Source organism: Mucilaginibacter sp. MD40 (assembly GCF_002288635.1).
Taxonomy (GTDB): domain Bacteria; phylum Bacteroidota; class Bacteroidia; order Sphingobacteriales; family Sphingobacteriaceae; genus Mucilaginibacter.
The window spans coordinates 3,939,701-3,955,675 of the sequence record NZ_NRSW01000001.1 but is presented as its reverse complement, the minus strand read 5'-3'; the positions used below and the strand labels follow the sequence as shown (position 1 = coordinate 3,955,675).

The window sequence follows — 15,975 nt, the reverse complement described above, 5'->3', positions numbered from 1 at the left end:
GAACCTATTGATAGTGCTCATCACTAAACAGAGGTTTCTCAAATCCCTGGTTAATGGAGTCAATAAAGTTGAGCACCTCATCGCGGCCCAAAAGGTTTTCTGCCGAGGTGATAAAAAATTGAGGCGCTTCCTCAAAATACGCCAGCAAAGCCTTACGGAACCTGGCAATGTTCTGGTCGGTTTTTACGCTGCTTTGCTTATCGGCCTTGGTAAATATGGTTACAAAGGGCAGGCCTTTTTCGCCCAGCCAATTGCAAAACTCCAGGTCTATTTTTTGCGGTTCCAGGCGGCTGTCTATCAGTACCATTACACATTGCAGGCTTTCGCGTTTATCCAGGTAGGCACGTATAAATTTGTTCCAGTCCTCTTTTTTACTTTTGGAGATACGCGCGTAACCGTAGCCCGGCAAATCCACAATATACCAGTTCTCATTAATGAGGAAGTGGTTAATAAGCTGCGTTTTACCCGGGGTTTGCGAGGTTTTGGCCAACCCCTTTTTCTGCGTAAGCATATTAATGAGTGACGACTTACCCACGTTTGACCTGCCAATGAAAGCATATTCGGGCTTCAACGGCGGCGGCAGCTTGGATATCTGCGTATTGCTGCAAATAAAATCGGCAGTTTTGATTACCATATCGCAAAGGTACGGTTTATTATTTTGTGGGAGGAGCGTTGGAATGTTTGAACGTTGAAACGTTAAATAGGGAGTGGTCAATTAGAATAAATGTTTAAACATATAAATTGCTTTGTAGCGACAAATTTTGTTTAAAAACAACTTAGCTTTACACTATAAGGAAGGAAACATTTCAACATTTAACTTTCCAACCTTTCAACATTAAAACGCGAATATCATGAGCGACTATAAAATACCTGCCCAAACCCGCATAGGGCACGTACATTTAAAGGTGAGCGATCTGCAACGGTCAATGGCTTTTTACTGCGACCTGCTCGGTTTTGAACTGGTAACCATGTACGGCGACCAGGCCGCCTTTATATCAGCCGGGGGCTACCACCACCACATCGGGTTAAACACCTGGCAAAGCAAGGGCGCGCCGCCGGCACCGCAATACGCGCCGGGCCTGTTCCACACGGCTATACTTTACCCGGAAAGGAAGGACCTGGCGGCTATCCTGAAACGCCTGTTGGATAAGGGTTACCCGCTTAGCGGCGCATCAGACCATGGCGTATCAGAAGCCCTGTACCTGGATGATCCTGATGGTAATGGTGTAGAGTTGTATTGGGACCGCCCGCGGGAAAAATGGCCGTTAGACGCGCAGGGCAACCTCACCATGTTTACCCGGCAGTTGGACGTACGCGGTTTATTGGCTGAACTGGAATAAGAGTTCAGCCGCTACTCATTTAGCATAAATTTATCCACGCCGGGAGCGGGCTGCCATTTGCTTTGCGGCTCAAAATAATGCCACAACAGGGCCGATACTTTTTTAATAAGAATGTCGGCCTCGTTTTGCGGTGTCCAGCTTTGGTCCAGGTTGTTTTTGGTGATGATCGAAAAAACGTAATCGCCGTGCGGGGCGTTTACCAGCACCGTTTCAGATCGAGAAGCGTCAACCGCGCCCTGTTTAGAGATAGCCTGCACATAAGGCGGTATCTGCGATAGCGCGTTCTCGTCCCAGTAAATACGGTTAAGCGTACGGTACATACGCTCGCTGGCCGCCGGGCTTACGGCCTTGCCATCACGTATTAGGGTAAACAGTCGGCACATTTCATAAGGTGTAGTAACGCCCCAACCGTATATTTTACGCATGTCCTCGCGGCCTGCCACGCGCGAGTTTACCCGCATTACCTTAAAGCCGTTAGTGGCGAGCCAGTTATTAATATACTCGCCGCCCACCAATTTTTGCAGCCACAGGCTGGCCGTGTTATCGCTCATGGTGATCATCAGCATGGTTACCTTGCTCAATTGTATGGTATCACCGTTCTTGAATGATCCCAGGATATCCTCGCCTGCATAAAGCAACGAATCGCGGTAAACCAGTTTTTGGTTGTAATGCAGGTCGCCCTTTTCTATTTTATCCATCACTCCGTTCAGTATGCTTACCTTGATCATACTTGCCGTTGGGAAAAGCGTATCCGAGTTTATAGCGGCGGTTTTGCCAGTTTTTAAGTTGTGCACATACACACCTGCACGGCCATGAAAATCTTTCAGCAAGTTTTGCAACTGGACGGTCAGCTTAGTGTCGGTTTGCGCTATGGCGCTGAAGGTAGTAATGCTTAACAGCAGGCAAAGGAGTTTCTTCATAGCAATAAATGTAATAAACATTTACGAGTGCCGCATGCCCAAAGCGCAAAAATAAGCACAGGTTCATTGGCTATTATTTATCTTTACCACCCTATGCGGTACCTGCGCTTACTCTTGTTACCTTTCTCTCTCATCTACGGTCTGGTAGTGGTTATCCGCAACTGGTTGTATGATGCCGGGCTGTTCAAAAGCCGCGGTTTTGATATTCCCGTTATCAGCATAGGCAATCTTGAAGTAGGCGGAGCGGGCAAAAGCCCCATGACGGAACACATTGTGCGCTTGTTAAAGGATGAGGTAAAGCTGGCAACCCTGAGCAGGGGCTACGGCCGCCAAACCAAAGGTTTTATAGAAGCGTTAGCCTCATCTACCGCGGCCGAGATCGGCGATGAGCCATCTCAGTTCAAGCAAAAGTTTCCCGATATTACAGTAGCCGTTTGTGAAGACCGCGTAGCCGGTATAGAATGGTTAAAAACCAACCACGAGGTAGTGGTAATGGACGATGCCTTTCAGCACCGGGCGGTAAAGCCGGGCCTCAGCATCCTGTTGTTTGATTACCGAAACCTGCAACTGCCGCAGATTGTGCTGCCCGCCGGCAACCTGCGCGAACCTTTCAGCGGCCGCTGGCGCGCGGATATCATGGTGGTGACCAAATGCCCCGAAACCATCACAGAGGCCGATATGACCCGCTGCTATCACAAACTTACACCGCTTAGTACGCAGCCCTTATTTTTCAGCGCCATCAGCTACCAGCCGTTACTTACATTATATGGCGAACAAACAGATGTAGCGATAGACGGGGATACTACCATATTCCTGCTTACAGGTATTGCTAACCCGGCGCCGCTGGTTAAATATCTGGAAGAGCTTGGTCCGTCAGTTATCCATCATAAATATCCCGATCATCATCCCTTTACCCCAAAAAATATACTTAAACTTGCTGATGATTTTAAGACCTGCAAGGCAGAAAAAAAGATCATCATCACAACAGAAAAGGATGCGCAGCGTTTAGGGTTACAGCACCTGCAGATGATACTAAACGGATTACCCGTTTTAGTACAGCCTATAGGCATAAAGCTGCTGAATAACGCGCAGGACGCATTTGACCATTTAATTACTACTTATGTTAGAGAGCATATACAGCACCACTGAATACATCAAGAAACGCATAGGCGATTTTGAGCCCGAAGCAGGTATTATTTTAGGTACCGGCCTGGGTGGCCTGGTGAATGAGATAGAGATAGAGAAACAGCTCATGTATTCGAACATACCGGGCTTCCCTATATCAACGCTGGAGTTCCATTCGGGCAAGTTGATATTTGGTATGCTGGGCGGTAAAAAGGTGGTAGCCATGCAGGGCCGTTTGCATTATTACGAGGGTTACAACATGCAGCAGATCACGCTGCCTGTGAGGGTAATGAAAATGCTGGGTATTAAAACGCTGTTCGTCTCCAACGCCAGCGGATCATTGAACCCCGATTTCAGAAAGGGCGACCTGATGGTAATAGAGGACCACATTAACCTGCAACCCATGAACCCGCTTATTGGCCGTAACGACAGCGACCTGGGCCCTCGTTTCCCGGACATGAGCGAACCTTACCGCCACGACCTGATCAATAAAGGACTGGAGATTGCCGCAGCCAACAATATTACCTGCCATAAGGGAGTTTATGTAGCGGTAACCGGCCCCAATCTGGAAACCCGTGCCGAGTACAGGTACCTGCGTATCATAGGCGGCGACGCGGTAGGGATGAGCACCGTACCCGAAGTAATTGTGGCCAATCACATGGGGCTGCCGGTATTCGCCATATCTGTTTTAACGGATGAGGGGTTCCCTGAGCAATTAAAACCGGTATCGGTGGAGGAAATACTGGCGGTAGCGCAGGAGGCCGAACCCAAACTAACCTTAATTTTAAAAGAACTGATAGCCGGGCTTTAATGGCAAACAAGCTGAAGTATTTACTGCTGATATTGATCTGTGCCGCCGCGCAGGGCGCCTTCGCGCAGATAAGTAACCCGAGTTTCCCCGGGCAGCGGCCAAATGAGCCGGTGTACAGTCGCGATACCACCCGTAACCGCCCGCGCAATAATTCCGCTTCGGATAACCTGGACTCGCTGCGCAAGCGCGAGGAGAACAAGCACGATTCGATTGTTTTTACGTCCAAGTTTATTAAGGTAACCAGCGAGCGCTTACTGGCCGATAGTATACAGCTTTTCCCGCTGGATACCGGTTTGGTGAACTTTGAGAACTATAGCCCGCTTAACCAGCCGCGTAACCCCAAGATAAGCCTGGGCTACCCGGGCACCGCCGCCCGCGACCTGCTGTTTAACCCCCGCAAAACCATAGGCTTTGATGAGGGCCAGCACGCGCTGGATGCCTACCTGGTAAACCCGCAGGACCTTAATTACTTTAATGCCCGCGCCCCTTACACGCTGTTATCCTTATACAGTACTATCGGCGGCACCAAAGAGCAATTGTTTAAGGCCCTGCATACACAAAACGTTAAGCCCAACTGGAACGTTGGCTTTTTACTCAACTTTAACGGCTCAAAAGGGTATTACAGCACCAATAACGTACTGAGCCAAAACGTGAGCGATTTTACAGCAGGCGTATTTACCTGGTACCATAGCGTTAACAAGCGTTATAACCTGCTGGCTAACCTGTTGTTCAATAATTTAAAAGCCCCGGAAACAGGGTCCATTTTAAAGCAGGATATCTTTACCAATCCATCGTTTGATAAAACGGGCGAACCGGTGCGCCTGCCGGGCAGCTACAGCAACTGGAAAAACAACGGCCTGTATGTAAAGCAGTTTTACTACATAGGGCATATTGATAGCCTTAACAAGGGCAAGGCGGGTACCAACAACGTGCTGCCTACACAGCGCGTGGGCTATACGTTTTACTACAATCAGCGTAAATATAACTACCTGCAAAACGGACTGGACCAGTTTGGTGCCTTTCCTGATTATTATTTCTCTTCCGCCCGCTCGCGCGATTCGCTCAACGTGCTGCACCTGCAAAATGATTTCTCGTACAGTTTTTACCTGCGGGGGCGCAGCAAAAAAATGCTGAAGAATGAGTTGAAACTGGATCTCGGTTTAACGCAGGATTTTTATAAAGTAAGCCAGTTTGTGGCCGATACCATTATTAACCAATATGGTAAAAAGCAGATACAGCCGGTGCAGGTACAAAACACTACCTTCCAGAATATTACGGTGAAGGGTAAGCTGGGCTACCGTTTCAGCGATCGTATTAACCTTGATGCCGACATACAGCAGATTGTACAGGGACGCAATTTTGGCGATTTTCTGTATGATGCCAAGCTTACCCTCGCTGGTAACCGCAAAACCGGCCGTATAGTTTTAGGCGCCTACCAGCAAAGTAGTTCGCCGGGGCTGGTGTATACCAACTGGATATCCAATCACTATATTTTTAATAACAGCTTTGCCAATCAAAAGGTCACCAACCTGTCTTTCAACTACGTGAACGAAGCGCTGGAGCTGGACCTGAAGGCCGAATATTTCCTGGTGAACGATTACCTTTATTTTGCCTCGCAGCCAAACGGTATCGATGCCTCGCCAAGGCAGTATGGGTCGCCAATTAACATGCTTAAATTAAGCATTGGTAAAAACCTGCACTGGCGTAAGCTTAATTTTGATAACTATATTGTATACCAAAAAACCGATAACGCGGCCATATTGCGCACGCCGGAGGTATATACCTATAGCAGCCTTTATTACAAGGCGCAGTTGTTTACCCTTAATTCGCAGTTTGGTATCAACGCGCGGTACAATACCACTTACCTGGCTCCATCGTACGCGCTCAGCATAGGCCAGTTCTATAACGGGCCCGATGTTACCTTTACCTCGTACCCGGTAGCCAGCCTGTTCTTTAAAGCCACGCTGGTACGCACCAATATTTTTGTGCAGTATGATTACGTGAACCAGGGACTATTCAGCAAAGGTTTTTATACCGTTAACCGCTACCCGCAAATGGACCGCGTGCTGAAATTCGGCGTGTCATGGACGTTTTATAATTGAAGGAGCGGGAGCGGGGTGCGAGAGCGGGAGATTTATAATGTCTAATGCTGAATTTCGAATGATGAATTGTTTTAAGATAATATCGAACACTGAATGCTGGACGCCGAATGATGAAGTGTTTAAGATAATATCGAACATCGAATGCTGAACGACGAATGATGAAGTGATTTTATTTCATTATTCATCATTCGATATTTAAAAACGCTTCATCATTCAACATTCGAAATTCAATATTCGATATTAAAACATGCTTATATTGCATCTTTTAAGTTCACATGAAAAAACTATTGGTTACGCTGCTGCTTCTCCCCGCGGCTACTACTTCTTTCGCCCAAAAACTTGGCCCGCTTACCATTGAAAAAATCATGCGCGACCCGAAATGGATAGGCGTATCACCCTCCGGTATTGATTGGGCCGATGATAGTAAAAAGGTCTATTTTAAGTGGAATGAAAATGCCTCTGGCGACGCGGAACTGTACGCCGTGAGCCCTACGGATAACAAGGCGCGTAGGGTAAGCATTGCCGAAGAGCGCGGCCTGAGCACCGGTAACGGCGACTGGAACAAACAACGCACCCGCAAGATCTTCAGCAAGGATGGCGACCTGTTATTGTTTGATGTGAAAACCGGTAAAACTGCCCGCCTTACCAGTACAGAAGCCCGTGAAACCGAGCCGGTATTTATGGGCGATGAAAGCAAGGTTGTTTATCGCCAGGATAATAATCTGTTTAGCCTCAGCTTAAAAAATGGCCAACTGGTACAGCTTACCAATTTTGTACATGAGGCAACTGACCAAAAAAGCAAAAAGCAGCCTAACGAGCAGGAGCAATGGCTAAAAAAGCAGCAGCTGGAACTGTTTGATATTATTAAAGAGAAAGCCAAAGAAGATAAAGCAGATTCGGTGAGGACCGAATTGCTTAAACCCGAACAATTGAAAGAAATTGTAACCGGCGATAAACGGGTAAGCGAGGTAAAGATAAGTCCGGATGGCAGGTTTATTACCTACCGGCTCACTAAACGTGCCGATGGCGTAAAAAATGCTATGGTACCTAATTATGTAACGGCATCGGGTTTTACGGAAGACATTCCCAACCGCTCAAAAGTTGGCCGGGCTTCCTCAACATCCCAAACATTTGTTTACGATACACAGCAGGGAACGTACTATCCCATCATTACCACAGACATCCCAGGTATAAAAGACCTGCCCGATTATCTGAAAGATTACCCCGAAGAGTTAAAAGAGCGGCAGAAACAAAATGCCGACAGGCCGGTAACCATTGATGGGGTTTTATGGAACGAGAGCGGTAGTAACGCCGTGGTGATCATATCATCGCAGGATAATAAAGACTGCTGGATCATGCGGCTCGACCCGGTAAGCGGCAAACTACGTTTGCTCGACAGGCAGCGGGACGAGGCCTGGATAGGCGGCCCGGGCATTGATAACCCCGGCAGGGCCGGTTTTATTGACGCCACCCATTTTTATTACCAGAGCGAAGCCAGCGGCTATTCGCACATTTACGTGGTTGATGTGGAGAGCGGTACCAAAAAACAACTCACCAGCGGCAAATGGGAAGTGCAAACGTTGCAATTAAGCAAGGATAAAAAAATCTTTTACTTTACCGCTAATATCGACCACCCCGGCATTACGCATTTTTACAGTATCCCGGTTAGCGGTGGTACACCCGTTAAGATCACCGGCATGAAGGGCGGCAACGAGGTTACCCTATCGCCTGATGAAAAATGGCTGGCTATCCGCTATTCGTACTCCAACCGCCCCTGGGAATTATATATACAGGCCAATAAGCCCGGTGCAAAGGCGGTCCAGGTCACCCACTCTGTGTCGGCCGAGTACCTGTCGTACCCATGGCGCGACCCGCAGATCATCAGTTTTAAAAACCGTTACGGTACCGATGTTTACGCGCGCTTGTACCAGCCTGCCAACCCCGACCCGGCTAAACCGGCCGTAGTATTTGTACATGGCGCCGGTTATCTGCAAAACGTAACGTATTCATGGAGCTATTATTTCCGCGAATATATGTTTAACAACCTGCTGGCCGACAATGGGTACACCGTTTTGGATATAGATTATACCGCAAGCGCGGGCTATGGCCGCGATTTCCGCACGGGTATTTACCGCCACATGGGCGGCAAAGACCTTACCGACCAGGTGGATGGCGTGAAACTACTGGTAGATAAGTATGGCGTTAACCCAAAACATGTGGGCCTGTACGGCGGCTCATACGGTGGTTTTATTACGCTGATGGCCATGTTTAACGAGCCGGATGTTTTCTCGGCAGGCGGCGCCATCCGCTCGGTTACCGACTGGGCGCATTACAACCACGAATACACCTCTAACATACTCAATGAGCCCTTTACAGATGAGCAGGCTTACCGCAAAAGTTCGCCTATTTATTTTGCCAATGGGTTAAAAGGGAACCTGCTGATGCTGCATGGCATGCTGGACCAAAACGTGAACTACCAGGACATTGTACGCCTTACTCAAAAGCTCATTGAACTACATAAAGAGAACTGGGAGCTGGCATCGTACCCAATAGAAGACCACGCCTTTGAACAGCCCAGCAGCTGGGCCGATGAATATAAGCGGATATATAAACTGTTTGAGAATACATTAAAGAAGTAGCTCGCCGCGGTGTTTTTAATATCGAACACTGAATGCCGAATGATGAAGGGGTTAATAGAATCACTTATCATTATTCATCAAGTTAAATAGATAGTTATAATGGTTATTTAGTATATTAAATTTAATTTACGATTTGAAAAGTTACACTTTTGAATATACTAGGCAAGGTTTCACCTATTTATTATTTGGTGTATCAGTTGCTATTTTGGGGTTGGGTTTATGGCTTTTCAGAACATTGTTTGGAAACACGCTTCCGGCAGGCCTTGTAGTTGTATTGATAATCGGATCATCGGTGGCATTCTTTTTATTAAATAAACACAGAATAAGAAAGACAGGAACGGCTACAATCTCTGTAGATGAGTTGACAATAGCGTTAAATCAAACAGTTCATGTTCCTTTTAATGGTTTAAAATATTATTATATATACTTTGGGAAAAACGGAACTGTATTTACTTTAGGTTTTTTAGATGGTAAAAAAATTAAGATTACCGCAAATAATAACTTCTGTAATGACGAGTTGCTTAAGGCATTTGTTTCTGATTTTCAAGTAGCTATAGAAAATTATAAGGCTCAAAATCAAATTAATATAATACGCTTAGAATCAGTATTCGCACGTAAACAAACGCTGTATATTTTGAGCTTATTTACCGTATTGGTTATACTGGGTTTTGGGTTTACCAGTATGCCGGTTATGATATTGCCAATTAGTGTCAGTGTATCTCTTTTATTTGGCTGGATCAGCTATTTTCAGCAAAAAAGAAAAGGTAATCTTGTCGATTTTTGATAATACGAAACGCTCGATAAACGTGTTTATTTACCATTTGATATTCGCTTTTCGATATTCATTATTGGTCAATGGATTAATATAACGCCAAAAGATGAAGTAGTTTTTAATTCTATTACTTCATCATTTACATTCCAAATTCAGTGTTCGATATTTATCATTTGAAATTCCATACTAAAACATCCCGCACTACTTTCCGGCATCCCGCTCCCGTATCCCGCACCACCACCATCAGGTTTTCTGTTTCTTCTTTTTAGCCGCCGGGAATAGTACATTGTTCAATATCAACCGGTAGCCGGGCGAGTTGGGGTGGAGCTTGAGGTCGGTTGGCGGGTCGCCTACGGCGTGCTGGTAGTCTTCCGGATCGTGGCCGCCGTAAAAGGTCCATTGGCCTTTGCCGTATTCGCCATGTATGTAGCGGGCTTCGTTGGCGGTTTTGGTTTCGCCCATAATGGTAACCCCGGGTTTAAGCTTGCTTTTATCATAGGCGGTAGTGAGGCCCATAAAGCCTTTAATTACCTTATCGTGGTTTTGCGTAAGCATGCTGGGTACCACATCCCACTTGGCCGAAAAATCAAACAGCGTAAAAAAATCGCGTGTGCGTTCCACCTGCCGGGTCTGCGTTACATCAATATTCGCAAACACGTGCGAGAGCGGGTTTTGGTCGAGCGTGAAGTTTTGGAAAGCGAAGGTTTGGGTAAAGTCGAGCTTTTGCTGGGCGTTGGGGTCGGCGGGGTCGCCGTCAAACATGGCTTCGCAAATATCGGTGTTGGCCGCGGCCAGGGCTATGTCAAACGTATCGGTCCCGCTGCACATGGCAAACAGGAAACCGCCGCCGGCGCAAAAATCGCGTATGCGCTGCACCACGGCGAGCTTCATTTGCGATACCTTTTTAAAGCCCAGCTTAGTGGCCAGAGCGGTTTGCGCCCGCACATCATCATTATACCATTGCGCGTAACGGTAGGCGCCGTAAAACTTGCTGAACTGCCCTGTAAAATCCTCGTGGTGCATGTGCAGCCAGTCGTACTTGGGCAGGTCGCCCCGTATCACTTCCTCATCGTACACCACATCATAAGGTATCTCGGCGTACTTGAGCACCAGGGTAACGGCATCATCCCAGGGCAGCTTGTTCTTAGGGGAGTACACGGCCATTTTAGGCGCTTTCTCCAGTTTGATGATGTCCATGTTCACGGATGGGTCGCTCACCTCGGTGACAATGGCATTGGCTTTAGCATCGGCAATTACCTCGTAGCTTACGCCGCGTATCTTGCACTCGTCTTCCAGTGCTTTGGCATAGGTCATCATAAAGCTACCGCCGCGGTAGTTAAGCAGCCAGTTAACGGTTTCGCCGTTCTTCAGCGTCCAGAAAGCGATGCCGTATGATTTTAAGTGATCCTTCTGCTCCTCGTCCATCGGGATAAGGATGGAAGAAGCCCTTGCTAAGTGAGCCAAAAGCAAAAAGACGAAAGCAAAAAGATATTTTTTATTAAGCATGCGGTATTGCTAATGTAACGATTAAATTATCCTGAGTATTATAAAAAGTGTATATTACAACACCTGAACTTTATGGAACAAAATAAACTACAAAACTTACTGCTGCAAGTACGCGCCGTATCTGAGCGCTACTCCAGGATCAACGAACTTACGGGCGAAAAATTTAATGTTTTCAGGATATTGAAACTGGAGTCATCCGAAGTGAGGATGCATTCCGCGTTTATAGCCGAATTGCTTAACCCAAAAGGCAGCCACGGGCAGGGCGATTTATTCCTCAAATTGTTTACACAGCTATTTTGCTTTAAGGGAAATGAAATAGATACCGGCAGTTGCATAGTAGAAATAGAAAAGCATACCGGGTTTATTTCAGAGGATGGAACAGAAGGTGGGCGTATAGATATTGTGATAACAGATGGTAATAAGAACTCGGTGATTATCGAGAATAAAATTTACGCAGGCGACCAAAGGAATCAGTTGGTTCGGTATCATCGTTTTCATAACAATGCTGATATCATCTATCTTACTCTCGACGGAAAGCTACCAAGCGAATGGAGCAAAGGCGATTTGCTGGAAGATACTCACTATAAATGTTTCTCTTATAAAACAGATGTGCTGAGGTGGCTTGAGCTATGCCGGAAAGAAGTTGCGGTATTACCCATTATACGAGAAGCGATAACCCATTATATTAATTTAGTAAAACACCTTACACGCCAAACCATAAATCAAAATATGCAAGAAGAAGTAAGTACTATCATTAAATCCAACTTAGAAGAAGCCTGGCTGATCTCTGAAAATCTGGATAATGCCTGTCAGAAAATTGCGGATGATTTTTTTGACGATTTAAAAAAGACCTATGAGGAAAAGGGATTTGTGTGCATACATAATATAAACTTGAGCAACAACTTTACATCTATTAACATTTGGAAGAAAAATTGGCAAAATGTAAGTATATCTATAATGGTACATAGCTACGGGAAAAATATGATATATGGAGTTTTACTGAATGATAGTTTGGAGAACAGATTGCCGGATGATATTATTAAAGAGTTGCGTTTAATGCCGGATAATACAGGAACCGGATCTGAGAAATGGCCTTGGTTGAGAACTCTTGAAAAACCTTATGGCAATTGGAACTTACTGGAGGTATGGAAAGCAATTTTAGATGGTACTATGAAGAAAGTAGTGATGGAAAGAATAGACAGACTTTTCAACGCAACTGAAATTCTTGATGAATACTTTGCTAAAAAGGGTTAAAACCTATCGGGAAAAAGGTGTTCCAAAAGCGTTCCATTTATAGTTTCCAAAAGCGTTCCATGCGGAACGCTTTTGGGATTTTTCAAACACCTGTAAATAAGTTCTTTATGACTGAGGGCGGTTATTACTGACAAAATAATGTCAGTAATAAGTGTTTGTTATTCAGCATGTTCCGTCTGGCCTGCTTTTATCTCATCCGGAGCGGAACGGGCTTTTCAGTCTGTTGAAAGTCGGTTCAAAAACCAGGCGTAATAAAGGGGTAACCGGCCTCGCCAAATGGTAAACGCGCAATCCAATTACTAAATACTGATCACTAATTCACTAACCTCCAATCTCTACTTCCGCCTTTAAGCTCAAATCATTACCTTTGCCACCTGTTTAAATTTTAAAACCATGAGCAAAGCAATAATTAAAACCGAAAAAGGCGACATGACCGTTCAGTTCTTTGATAAGGATGCGCCAAATACAGTAGCCAACTTTTTGGAACTGGCCAAATCGGGTTTTTATGATAATGTTACCTTTCACCGTGTTATCCCTAACTTTGTTATTCAGGGCGGCGACCCAACCGGTACCGGCGCGGGTGGCTCAGGCAAACGTATCGATTGTGAACTAACCGGTGATAACCAATACCACGATCGTGGTGTGCTTTCAATGGCGCATGCAGGCCGTAATACTGGTAGCTCACAGTTCTTTATCTGCCATAGCCGTGATAATACCGCTCACCTTGACCGCCACCATACCGTATTTGGTAAAGTGGTAGAGAACGTTGACGTGGTTGACGATATCCGTCAAGGCGATAAAATTTTAGGTATAGAAATTATTGAAGAATAGTTAAGTAGTGAGTAGCAAATGGTGAGTAAATGATTATTAATTACTCACCTGATCAACTCAATCAACCAATAACAACACATGAATTTACTGGGAATTGTTGCCGTATCGGGCAAGCCGGGCTTATGGAAAGCACTCGCGCAAAACAAAACAGGCTACGTGCTGGAAAGCCTTGATGACAAAAAGACCAAGCTGATTGCCAACCTTTCAACTGCTAAGCTGGCTGCCTTGAGTGAGATCACCATTTTTGGCCTTGAAGATGATATCAGGCTTACTGATGTTTTCGAAAGGATGAAATCGGTAACCGTACCCAACACAAAAGACGATGGCAAAAAGTTACGCGCGTTCTTTTTTGAGGTAGCACCCGACCATGATGAGGAAAAGGTATACTCGTCTGATATTAAAAAGATCATCAGCTGGTACCAGATCCTGAAGGATATGCCTTTGTTTGAAGAAGCTGACCCAACCGCTGCACCGGCAGAAGAAGCGGCACCAGCCCCAGAGGCTGTAACGGCAGAGCAACCTGCTGAAGAGGCCACTGCAGAAGCTCCGAAACCAAAAACTAAGAAAGCACCTGCTAAAAAAGCATAATTTGTGCTTACTGAATAAAAGGAAACCCCGGTAAATAATTACCGGGGTTTCCTTTTATATTTTCTATCCTAAACATCCATTGCGTCATAAACAATAACCTTATCCCAAAGATGGCTGCAGTCTTTTATAAACTGCTGGTGTATAGGGTGGCTCTGATAGGTGGCCTGTCCTTCCAGATTTTCGAAGAACATCAGTTCTGATACAGCCCAACTGTTATCCACAACATCGCGCTTTTCGGTGCTGGCAACAACGCCAATACGCAGTTCTTTAATGGTTTCTATTTTGCGCAGGGTTTTTAATCCGGCAATGATGCTGTCGCGGTCTTCAACCGAGCCGGGGTTTTTAAGCCAAAAGAAAACGTGGTGTACAATGGGATATTTACTTATCATGTTAGTCGGTTTTATAATGGATGGCATAGCAGACGCTACGGCCGTGCCAGCGGTTACTGCAGCGGCGGTGGCTATAAATTTACGTCGGGTGGTTTTCATATTCTGGCAGGTTTAACAATCAGGTTGTTGGCACTTTTGATCGCTAAATTCGGGCTCAAAAGTGCTGTGCGTAACAGATAGGTGTTCCAGCCGGTGGCGCAGGTCATGCTTAATCTCGTCAAACCTCGCCATGTCATCAGGGCTTACCACTAAGTGCGCGGTGAGCGCATTTTCTGTTGTACTCAACGCCCACACGTGCATATGATGTATATCTACAATGCCTTTAGCCTTTAACAGTTCGGCCCTTATTTTATGGAGGTCAATATCTTTAGGTACGCCATCCATTTCCAGGCGGAGGCTATCTTTTAGCAAATTCCATGTACCGGCAAGGATAACTACGCCGATGATAATGCTTACCGCGCTATCAATCCAGTTGTAACCGGTGAAATAGATAATTACACCGGATATCACGACTCCTAACGATACAATGGCATCAACCGCCATGTGCAGGTAGGCGCCTTTGACATTTAGGTCGCTTTCTTTATCTTTCATAAAAAGCCAGGCGGTAAAACCATTAACACCTATACCCGCTAAAGCTACCCAGGCTATAGTACCACCGGCCAAAGGCTCAGGGTGGATAAAGCGCATCACCGCTTCATAGATAATGAAGCCAACGGCAACTACCAGTATCACCGCATTAAAAAATGATACGATAATGGTTGAGCGCTTGTAACCATAAGTATAATTCTTGTTTGATTTTGCCTTGGCCAGTTTAAAGGCCAGCAGCGCAAGCGCCAATGAGGCCACATCACTTAAGTTATGCCCGGCATCGGTTAGTAGCGAAAGCGAGCCGCTGATTAAACCATAGATCACCTCAATGACCACAAAGGCCGAATTGAGGATGATGCCCCAGATAAAGGCGGCGTTCAGATGGTCCAGCTTGGGTGTATGATCGTGGTGTTGGTGCGAGTGGTCGTGACTGTGCATATTTTAGATGTGCGAATGTGCAGATATGCAAATGTGCAAATTAATTCGCCAAGACCGCAATTTGGGGAACAGGAAGATTGATAAAGGTTGGGGGCTGAACAATTGGGTAATAGCCTTTTTAAATCACAGTTATAAAATCATCTACACACCTGCACATCTGAAATCCGCACATCTAATAATTACTGATGGTGATAAGGCTCCCCCTTAATAATGGTATAAGCGCGGTACAACTGTTCAACAAAAAACAGGCGCACCATCTGGTGGGAGAACGTCATGCGGCTAAGCGAGAGCTTATCGTTTGCCCGCTGGTATACCGATTCGTGGAAGCCATAAGGGCCACCTACCACAAAAATGATATTAGCCGATGAGCTTACAGACCGCTTGTTGATATAAGTGGCAAACTGTACCGATGTATATTCTACTCCGCCCTCATCAAGCAACACTAAATGATCTTGCGGGGTTACCTTTTTCAGGATCAATTCTGCCTCTTTGGTTTTTTGCTGATCCTCGGTAAGGGCTTTGGTATTTTTAAGTTCGGGCAAGTCTTGTAGCTCCAGCTTGGTATAGTGTTTAAGCCGTTTAACATACTTTTCAATGCCTTCTTTGAGGTAAGCATCTTCAGTTCTGCCAACGGTGATAAAGGTGATTTTCATGCCTTGCTGTAACTATTTA

At 45.7% G+C, this 15,975-nt stretch carries 15 protein-coding genes; 9 read left to right on the top strand and 6 right to left on the bottom strand.

Annotated elements, in window-relative coordinates:
- Positions 1-4: 4 nt before the first annotated feature.
- Positions 5-634: a ribosome biogenesis GTP-binding protein YihA/YsxC gene (gene yihA, locus CKK33_RS17790; RefSeq protein ID WP_095705405.1), complete on the bottom strand. Its 630-nt coding sequence runs from the start codon at positions 632-634 to the stop codon at positions 5-7.
- A 217-nt stretch (positions 635-851) separates the two neighbouring features.
- Between yihA and CKK33_RS17785 the strand changes: the two genes are divergently transcribed.
- A complete protein-coding gene (locus CKK33_RS17785) occupies positions 852-1,340 on the top strand; it encodes a VOC family protein (protein WP_095705404.1) in 489 nt (162 codons plus the stop codon).
- An 11-nt stretch (positions 1,341-1,351) separates the two neighbouring features.
- Here CKK33_RS17785 and CKK33_RS17780 read toward each other — a convergent pair whose 3' ends face one another.
- Complete coding sequence (locus CKK33_RS17780) at positions 1,352-2,260, bottom strand: serine hydrolase (RefSeq protein ID WP_095705903.1); 909 nt, start codon at positions 2,258-2,260, stop codon at positions 1,352-1,354.
- Between the two features lie 27 nt (positions 2,261-2,287).
- Here CKK33_RS17780 and lpxK point away from each other — a divergent pair, with 27 nt between their 5' ends.
- The 5 genes from lpxK (at position 2,288) to CKK33_RS17755 (ending at position 9,721) form a co-directional block, all read left to right on the top strand.
- Positions 2,288-3,409, top strand: a complete 1,122-nt coding sequence (gene lpxK / locus CKK33_RS17775; RefSeq protein WP_233138254.1) for a tetraacyldisaccharide 4'-kinase — start codon at positions 2,288-2,290, stop codon at positions 3,407-3,409.
- Entirely contained in the window at positions 3,381-4,196 is an 816-nt protein-coding gene (locus CKK33_RS17770; RefSeq protein ID WP_095705403.1) for a purine-nucleoside phosphorylase, read from the top strand. The genes lpxK and CKK33_RS17770 overlap by 29 nt, the downstream gene beginning before the upstream one ends.
- Positions 4,196-6,298, top strand: coding sequence for a putative porin (locus CKK33_RS17765; protein ID WP_095705402.1), 2,103 nt, complete (start codon positions 4,196-4,198; stop codon positions 6,296-6,298). The genes CKK33_RS17770 and CKK33_RS17765 overlap by 1 nt, the downstream gene beginning before the upstream one ends.
- A 275-nt stretch (positions 6,299-6,573) precedes the next feature.
- Complete coding sequence (locus CKK33_RS17760; RefSeq protein ID WP_095705401.1) at positions 6,574-8,937, top strand: prolyl oligopeptidase family serine peptidase; 2,364 nt, start codon at positions 6,574-6,576, stop codon at positions 8,935-8,937.
- A 133-nt stretch (positions 8,938-9,070) separates the two neighbouring features.
- The gene (locus tag CKK33_RS17755) at positions 9,071-9,721 is read left to right on the top strand and encodes a hypothetical protein (RefSeq protein ID WP_095705400.1); all 651 of its coding nucleotides are present in this window, start codon (positions 9,071-9,073) and stop codon (positions 9,719-9,721) included.
- A 231-nt stretch (positions 9,722-9,952) separates the two neighbouring features.
- Here CKK33_RS17755 and CKK33_RS17750 read toward each other — a convergent pair whose 3' ends face one another.
- The gene (locus CKK33_RS17750; RefSeq protein WP_095705399.1) at positions 9,953-11,215 is read right to left on the bottom strand and encodes an asparagine synthetase B; all 1,263 of its coding nucleotides are present in this window, start codon (positions 11,213-11,215) and stop codon (positions 9,953-9,955) included.
- Positions 11,216-11,287: 72 nt separating this feature from the next.
- Between CKK33_RS17750 and CKK33_RS17745 the strand changes: the two genes are divergently transcribed.
- From CKK33_RS17745 to CKK33_RS17735, 3 genes are all read left to right on the top strand, one after another.
- Complete coding sequence (locus CKK33_RS17745; protein ID WP_095705398.1) at positions 11,288-12,469, top strand: PD-(D/E)XK nuclease family protein; 1,182 nt, start codon at positions 11,288-11,290, stop codon at positions 12,467-12,469.
- Positions 12,470-12,862: 393 nt separating this feature from the next.
- The gene (locus CKK33_RS17740; protein ID WP_095705397.1) at positions 12,863-13,300 is read left to right on the top strand and encodes a peptidylprolyl isomerase; all 438 of its coding nucleotides are present in this window, start codon (positions 12,863-12,865) and stop codon (positions 13,298-13,300) included.
- 78 nt (positions 13,301-13,378) lie between these two features.
- On the top strand, positions 13,379-13,888 hold the full coding sequence (locus tag CKK33_RS17735; RefSeq protein WP_095705396.1) for a DUF5606 domain-containing protein: 510 nt from the start codon (positions 13,379-13,381) through the stop codon (positions 13,886-13,888).
- A 68-nt stretch (positions 13,889-13,956) separates the two neighbouring features.
- Here the strand turns inward: CKK33_RS17735 and CKK33_RS17730 are convergent, their stop codons facing one another.
- From CKK33_RS17730 to rlmH, 3 genes are all read right to left on the bottom strand, one after another.
- Positions 13,957-14,376, bottom strand: a complete 420-nt coding sequence (locus tag CKK33_RS17730; protein WP_095705395.1) for a Dabb family protein — start codon at positions 14,374-14,376, stop codon at positions 13,957-13,959.
- 12 nt (positions 14,377-14,388) lie between these two features.
- A complete protein-coding gene (locus tag CKK33_RS17725) occupies positions 14,389-15,303 on the bottom strand; it encodes a cation diffusion facilitator family transporter (RefSeq protein WP_095705394.1) in 915 nt (304 codons plus the stop codon).
- A 179-nt stretch (positions 15,304-15,482) separates the two neighbouring features.
- A complete protein-coding gene (rlmH, locus tag CKK33_RS17720) occupies positions 15,483-15,956 on the bottom strand; it encodes a 23S rRNA (pseudouridine(1915)-N(3))-methyltransferase RlmH (protein ID WP_095705393.1) in 474 nt (157 codons plus the stop codon).
- Between the last annotated feature and the right edge of the window lie 19 nt (positions 15,957-15,975).